We start from the raw sequence: 5824 nt of genomic DNA on the forward strand, positions 1-5824 counted from the left end.
CCTGCCAGGACACCGGGACCCCGCCCAGCGCGCCCAGCGCCACCACCAGCGCCGCCGCGTACCCCACGGACGCCACCGCGCAGACCCCCCGCGCCGCCGCGCGGGCGCCCCCGTACGCCGCTCCCAGCGCGGCCCCGGCACCCAGCAGCCCGAACACCGCGAGGGTGGCGGCACGGCCGTCCAGAGCCGCCAGGGACACCCCGAAGGCCCCCGCCCCCACACACCCGCCGGCCGCCCGCCCGACGGCCAGCTCCCCGGCCCGCAGGGCCACCGCCCCGACCGCGAGGGCCACCACCAGCTCCACCCCGAGCCCCACCACCCCCGGCAGCCCCGCGGCCACCGCGAACACCCCGGCCCACGCACACACCACCACCCCGCCCCGGCCGACCCGCCCCGACAGCCCCGCGACCCCCCGGCGAGTTCCCCCAGGACCGGCAGCCCCCGGCACCGCCGCCGCCGCGCCGAGTCGGGTGAGGAGGGCGAGGGCTGCCGCCGCGAGCAGCAGCGTCAGGGCGAGGCCCGCCCCCGGTCCCTGCGGGCGCTCCGCCGTCCCGGACCAGATCTCGGCCGGCCCCGCCAGCCGCGCGGACAGCAGCCACGCCACCACCGCCAGCCCCGCCGACGCGCCCAGCGCGGCCACCCCCGCCCCCGCCAGGGCCAGCCCGCGCCGCACCGCCCCCGCGAGCGCGTCCCCCCGTACCGCGGCCACCAGCGCGAGCCCCGCCGCCACCCGCACCGCCACCGCCCACCACACGCCGTCCCACCCGGCCGGAACCAGCGCCCCCACCGCCGAAACCGCCGCCAGACCCCCCGCCACCGCGGCCGCCGCCGCCCGCGGCTCGCGCCGGGCCACCGCCACGCCCAGCAGCGCCCCCGCCGCCAGCAGCAGGGCCGGACCGGCCGCCCCGGGCTCCACCAGGGACCCCGCCAGCCCCGCCGCCAGCGCCGCCCCGCCCAGCACCCCCGAGCCCACCCACGCCGGCACCCGCACGGCCCGCCGGGCCACCGCCACCGCGAGCACCGCGTCCAGCGCGGCCGTCGCCAGCAGCGCCCAGCCCGCACCCGTCAGGTCCGCCCCCGCGGCGGCCGCCGCCAGCGGCAACGGCAGCTGCGCCGCCCCCACCGCGGCGAGCGGCGCCGACCGCAGCCCCCGCAGTACCGCCCCGTACCCCGCCCAGAGCCCCGCCAGCACCGCGGCCGCCCACGCCGCGTAGGCCGGGCCGGCACTGCCGGGCAGACCCACCGCGTGCAGCGCGTACGCGTCCAGCACCGTCAGCGCCAGCGCCACCGCCGCCACCGCCTCGGCCGTCGACCGCAGCCGCCGCCGCAGCAGCGCGACCGGCGCCGCCAGCGCCGCCGCCGTCACCGCGGCCAGCACCGCCGAGCGGCCCCCGATGCCCAGGGAGCCCCAGCTGACCAGCGTGAACGCCAGTGCGGCCACGGCCAGCAGCACCGCGCCCAGCACCAGCAGCACGTTCTGGGCGCCCCGCTTCGACGCCTCCGGCCCGGGAGCCCCCGCGGGCCCGAAGGCCCCCGCCCCCGGTGCCGGCCGCACCCCGCCCGACTGCCACAGCAGCCGCAGCAGCCAGTCCCGGCGGGCCAGCAACTGCAGCCGGCGGGCGTCCAGTCGGGCCAGTTCGGCGTCGATGAGCGCCAGCTCGTGGGCGGGCGGCAGAGGCGTGTCCATGCCCGGAGTGTGGCGCCCGTCACGCCGTCAGGACATGGGCGGGGCTACTCAGATCGCCCCTGAGTACCCCCGGCAGTACCCCCGGCGCCGCCTCCGCATCCGGCCCGCATCCGACCCGCGCCCCGCCCGTACCCCGTCCCGGGGGCCTTCGCGGAAACCGCCCCGGCGCCGCCGCGCGGAGGTCCAGACTGGAGACATGCCCCGCTGGACGCACTACCGCTTCCGCAGCGTGTGGGACCTCGACGCCCCGCCCGCCCTCGTCTACTCCCTGCTGGAGGACCCCCGGCGCTACCCCGGCTGGTGGCCGCAGGTCCGCCGGGTCGCGCAGAGCGGCACGGACTCCGGGATCGCCGTGATCCGCTCCGTCCTCCCGTACGAGATCCACGTCACCCTCAGCGGCCTGCTCCGCGCCCCCGCCCGGGGCGTCCTGGAAGTGGCGCTCGGCGGGGACCTCGACGGCTGGGCGCGGTGGACCGTACGCCCGCGCGGCGGCCCCGCGGCCCGCCGCACCCGGGCCGTCTACGAGCAGGAGGTCGAGGTGCGGGACCCGCTGCTGCGGCGGTTCGCGCTCGCCGGACGGCCCGCCCTGCGGCTCAACCACGCGCTGATGATGCGGGCCGGACGGCGCGGTCTGGCCGCCCGGCTGACCGCTCCGCCTGAAGCGGTTTGAACAGACCCCGAGGCTCTTGTATTGTTCAGTGCGTTCCCGGGCGATTAGCTCAGCGGGAGAGCACTTCGTTCACACCGAAGGGGTCACTGGTTCGATCCCAGTATCGCCCACCGGGACAGGCCGGTCCGTCATATGACGGACCGGCCTTCCGCATTCCACGGCCCTCTTCCGCGGCCCTTTCCTCGGCCCACGGCTCTCTTCTCAGGCCGCCGCCTGGACCTCCGGGCGCAGCGGCCAGTGCGGATCCACCGCCTCCGGAGTGCCCTGCCGGGCGAACCACGCCTGGAGCCCGCGCGCCTGCGCCGCGTGCCACACCGCCTGGAGCTGGTGCAGCTCCGCCGGGGTCAGCCGCTCCAGCCGCGCCGCGAACCGCCGCCCCACCGCCCGCACCAGCTCCAGCGAGGCCATCGCGTCCGCCGAGGCGTCGTGCGCCCCCTCCAGCTCTATCCCGTAGTGCGCGCACAGGTCCGTCAGTGTCCGGCGGCCCTTGCGGTAGCGGTCGAGGTGCTTGTCCAGCACCCGCGGGTCCAGCACCGTCAGCGGGCGGTCGTCCAGGTACCGCGCGAGCGACGACGCCCGGTGCCGGCGCAACTCCCGGTCCAGCAGCGTCAGGTCGAACGGCGCGTTCATCACCACCACCGGCCGGCCCGCCACCTGCTGCTCGCTCAGGGCGCGGGCTATCTCCTCCACCACCGGCGCCGGCCAGCGGCCGTGCCGCTGGAGGTGCTCGTCGGTCAGGCCGTGCACTTCCGTGGCACCCCGGGGCACCGGGATGCCGGGATTGACCAGCCAGCGCGTGGTGCGCACCCGGCCGCCCGCGCACTCCTGCACGACGAGCGCGGCGGACACGATCCGGTCCTGCTCGACGTCCACCCCGGTGGTCTCCGTGTCGAAGGCGGCCAGCGGCCCCTCGTACCAGCGTGTCATGGCGAACTCCTCGTCCCCGATCGGCAGACGGGGCGTGCCGGGCGCCACCGCCCCGGGACCCGCCGCCCCCGCCGATTCCGTGATACCCGGGCTGTTTGCCCCGTACGCCGTTTGCGCGGAGCCGGGTGCGGAGACAACTCCCGTGGGGGGTCGTACACGTGACCGCCCGTCATCCCGCACCACCCACCACCACACCCACGGCAGAGCCCGGAAGGCATGGGGAGCCGGCCATGGCGCTCGCGCAGCCCGAACCGGGCGGGGTGCTGGACGCGGACACCGGAGCGAGGACCGGTCCGCTGCGCGGCACGCTCGCCACCACCGCCTGCATGGAGACCCTCCAGGTGGCCTACCTGCACGCCGTCGCGGCGGCCGCCGGCTGCTCGCTGTCCCAGCCGTTCCCGGACAACGGGATCGACTGGCACGTCAGCCACGGCGCGCCCGAGCACGTCGTCGACGACGAGGTCACCATCAAGGTGCAGTTGAAGGCGACCTACCAGGTCCCGCCGCGTCCGGCCGGGCCCACCTTCGGCTTCACCCTCGACAACGAGCACCTGGTGAAGCTGGCCCGCACCCCCGTCGCCGTGCACAAGATCCTCGTCGTGATGCTCGTGCCGCGGGAGCGGGAGCAGTGGCTGAGCGCCGGGCACGACCGGCTCGACCTCAGGCACTGCTGCTACTGGACCAACCTCGCCGGGCACCCGGTGACCGGCCGGCGCCGGACCACCGTACGGATCCCGACCGCGCGGATCTTCGACGACCGGGCGCTGTGCGAGATCATGACCCGGGTCGGGTCGGGAGGGACACCCTGATGGACCGTCACGCACCGCGCCCGGAGACCCGCCTGGCACCGCTCCGGCCCCCGCTGCCGCCCCCGCCCGGCACCCCCGATCCCGGCGAGGTCGACCCCCGGGTCCTCGGGGCGCTGCTGCACCGGCACGGCTGGCTGCGGCGCGGCGGCGCGGCGGGCCGCTACGGGCGCTGGACCCCGCCCGGGCACGGCGGCACCAGCCTGCTCGTCCCCGAGACCCGGACCTTCCCCGACTGCGCCGACCTGCTGGAGGAGGCGCTGACCGCGCTGTCGCGCAGCGGGCTGCCGTCGGCGCGGGAGGTGCTGTTCGGGCTGAGCGTGCCCAGTGACGAGGTCCGGTGGGAGCGGGAGATCCCCGAGGCGCCGTACGGGTTCCAGGGCGAGGCCGCCTGGACCGCGCAGGAACGGCTGCGCTCCGCGGCGCGCCGGCTGCTGCTGGCCGGGGCCCTGGCCGAGCGGGCCCGCGCCGGATACCACGGGGCCCGCCACCGCGCCCAGGCCGAACGGGCCCTGGAGGGGGTGCTGGTGGGACCCGGCCCGGACGGGCGCAGGCTCGCCGCGTACGTCCCCGTGGACGGCGGGCGGGGACTGGTGACCCGGCTGCACCACGCGCTGCACGCGGCCCGCGAGGCGGTGGACTACCAGCGGGCCACCGGCGGTATGGAGGCCTTCGACGCGGCCGTCGCGGCCGGGGTCAGCCGGGAGCTCGCCGACGCGCTGATCACCCTCGTCCAGGGTTCGGAGGGGGCGCGGATCGCACTGGCCTGGGCACCGGCGGCAGGGGTCCCGGCCGGGTGCGCGGCGCGGCCCGAGCCGGTGGAGTTCTCGCCCGGCGACCTGCCCGTGCTCCGCGAGGCCTCGGCCCGCTACACCCGCTCCGAGCCGGCCGTCGCCGTGCGGCTGGTGGGGGCCGTGGTGCGGATGCGGCGGGCGGAGGCGGGCGCCGGGGGGACGGTCCGGCTGCGGGTCCTGGCCGGGGCGGAGGTCCCGTACGTACGGGCCGCGCTGGGGGAGGAGGCGTACCGGATCGCCGTCCACGCCCACCTGGCGGGCCTCCCGGTCCGCGTCAGCGGCCGCCTCTCGCGGCGCGGCGGGTTCCGCCGGCTGACGGACGCCGCGGACGTGACCCCCGTTCCGCTGGACGAGGTGGAGCGCGACCGGCTGATGAAGTCCCTGGACGCGGCCTTCGACCCCGAGGACGTCCTGCCGTCCGACGACTGAGCCCCGCGGTCCTACGGGGCGGGCTCGCCGGCGTCCGCGGACGGGCCGCCCACCGCGGGGGTGACGGGGTCGCCGCGTTCGACCGTGACGGGGATGCCTCCGGTGAGCCGCTCCAGGCGGGCCTTGAGGTCCTTCGACGCGGCGCCCGCCGCGGTGCTCGTCACCACGATCCCGGAGGCGTCCCGGGCCGGGGCGAACGTGTAGAGCGGGAACGCCGGGCGGCCCTGGTCGGCGGTGAGCCGGGCCAGGCCCTCGTTCAGCGCGCGCCGGGTGTAGCGGCACAGGTAGAGGTCCGCGCGGCCCGGATCCACGGCCGGGTCGCTCGTGCGGGCGGCCTCCAGGAGCAGCCGGCCCCGTCCGACGTCGGTGACGCACAGCGCGACCCGGCCGGCCGGGTGGTCCGTGATCTGGGTCCCGTAGACGTCGGCGAAGGCCCCCCGGCCCTGCGCGCCGACGGCCTGGGACAGCCGGACGGCCTCGGGGGTGTTCGCCGGGGTCCCGTCGAGGGTGG

Annotated in this window: 5 protein-coding genes, 1 tRNA gene and 1 pseudogene; 4 read left to right on the forward strand and 3 right to left on the reverse strand. The window is 78.0% G+C overall.

Annotation, left to right across the window (positions count from 1 at the left end; genetic code table 11):
- Positions 1-1687 (reverse strand): annotated as a pseudogene (locus ACFVXK_RS36625) (hypothetical protein); the annotation flags it as partial.
- Between the two features lie 196 nt (positions 1688-1883).
- Here ACFVXK_RS36625 and ACFVXK_RS36630 point away from each other — a divergent pair.
- Positions 1884-2357: an SRPBCC family protein gene (locus ACFVXK_RS36630; protein WP_389621105.1), complete on the forward strand. Its 474-nt coding sequence runs from the start codon at positions 1884-1886 to the stop codon at positions 2355-2357.
- Positions 2358-2395: 38 nt separating this feature from the next.
- Positions 2396-2467 (forward strand) — tRNA-Val (locus ACFVXK_RS36635).
- 91 nt (positions 2468-2558) lie between these two features.
- Here ACFVXK_RS36635 and ACFVXK_RS36640 read toward each other — a convergent pair.
- Complete coding sequence (locus ACFVXK_RS36640; RefSeq protein ID WP_389621107.1) at positions 2559-3284, reverse strand: 3'-5' exonuclease; 726 nt, start codon at positions 3282-3284, stop codon at positions 2559-2561.
- A 230-nt stretch (positions 3285-3514) separates the two neighbouring features.
- Here ACFVXK_RS36640 and ACFVXK_RS36645 point away from each other — a divergent pair, with 230 nt between their 5' ends.
- A complete protein-coding gene (locus tag ACFVXK_RS36645; protein ID WP_389621110.1) occupies positions 3515-4093 on the forward strand; it encodes a DUF4365 domain-containing protein in 579 nt (192 codons plus the stop codon).
- Positions 4093-5313: a hypothetical protein gene (locus tag ACFVXK_RS36650; RefSeq protein ID WP_389621113.1), complete on the forward strand. Its 1221-nt coding sequence runs from the start codon at positions 4093-4095 to the stop codon at positions 5311-5313. The genes ACFVXK_RS36645 and ACFVXK_RS36650 overlap by 1 nt, the downstream gene beginning before the upstream one ends.
- A gap of 11 nt (positions 5314-5324) precedes the next feature.
- Here the strand turns inward: ACFVXK_RS36650 and ACFVXK_RS36655 are convergent.
- A partial coding sequence (locus tag ACFVXK_RS36655; protein WP_389621115.1) for a hypothetical protein occupies positions 5325-5824 on the reverse strand: 500 nt, incomplete at its 5' end.

The sequence above is a fragment of the Streptomyces sp. NPDC058157 genome (assembly GCF_042884105.1).
Classification (GTDB): Bacteria; Actinomycetota; Actinomycetes; order Streptomycetales; family Streptomycetaceae; genus Streptomyces.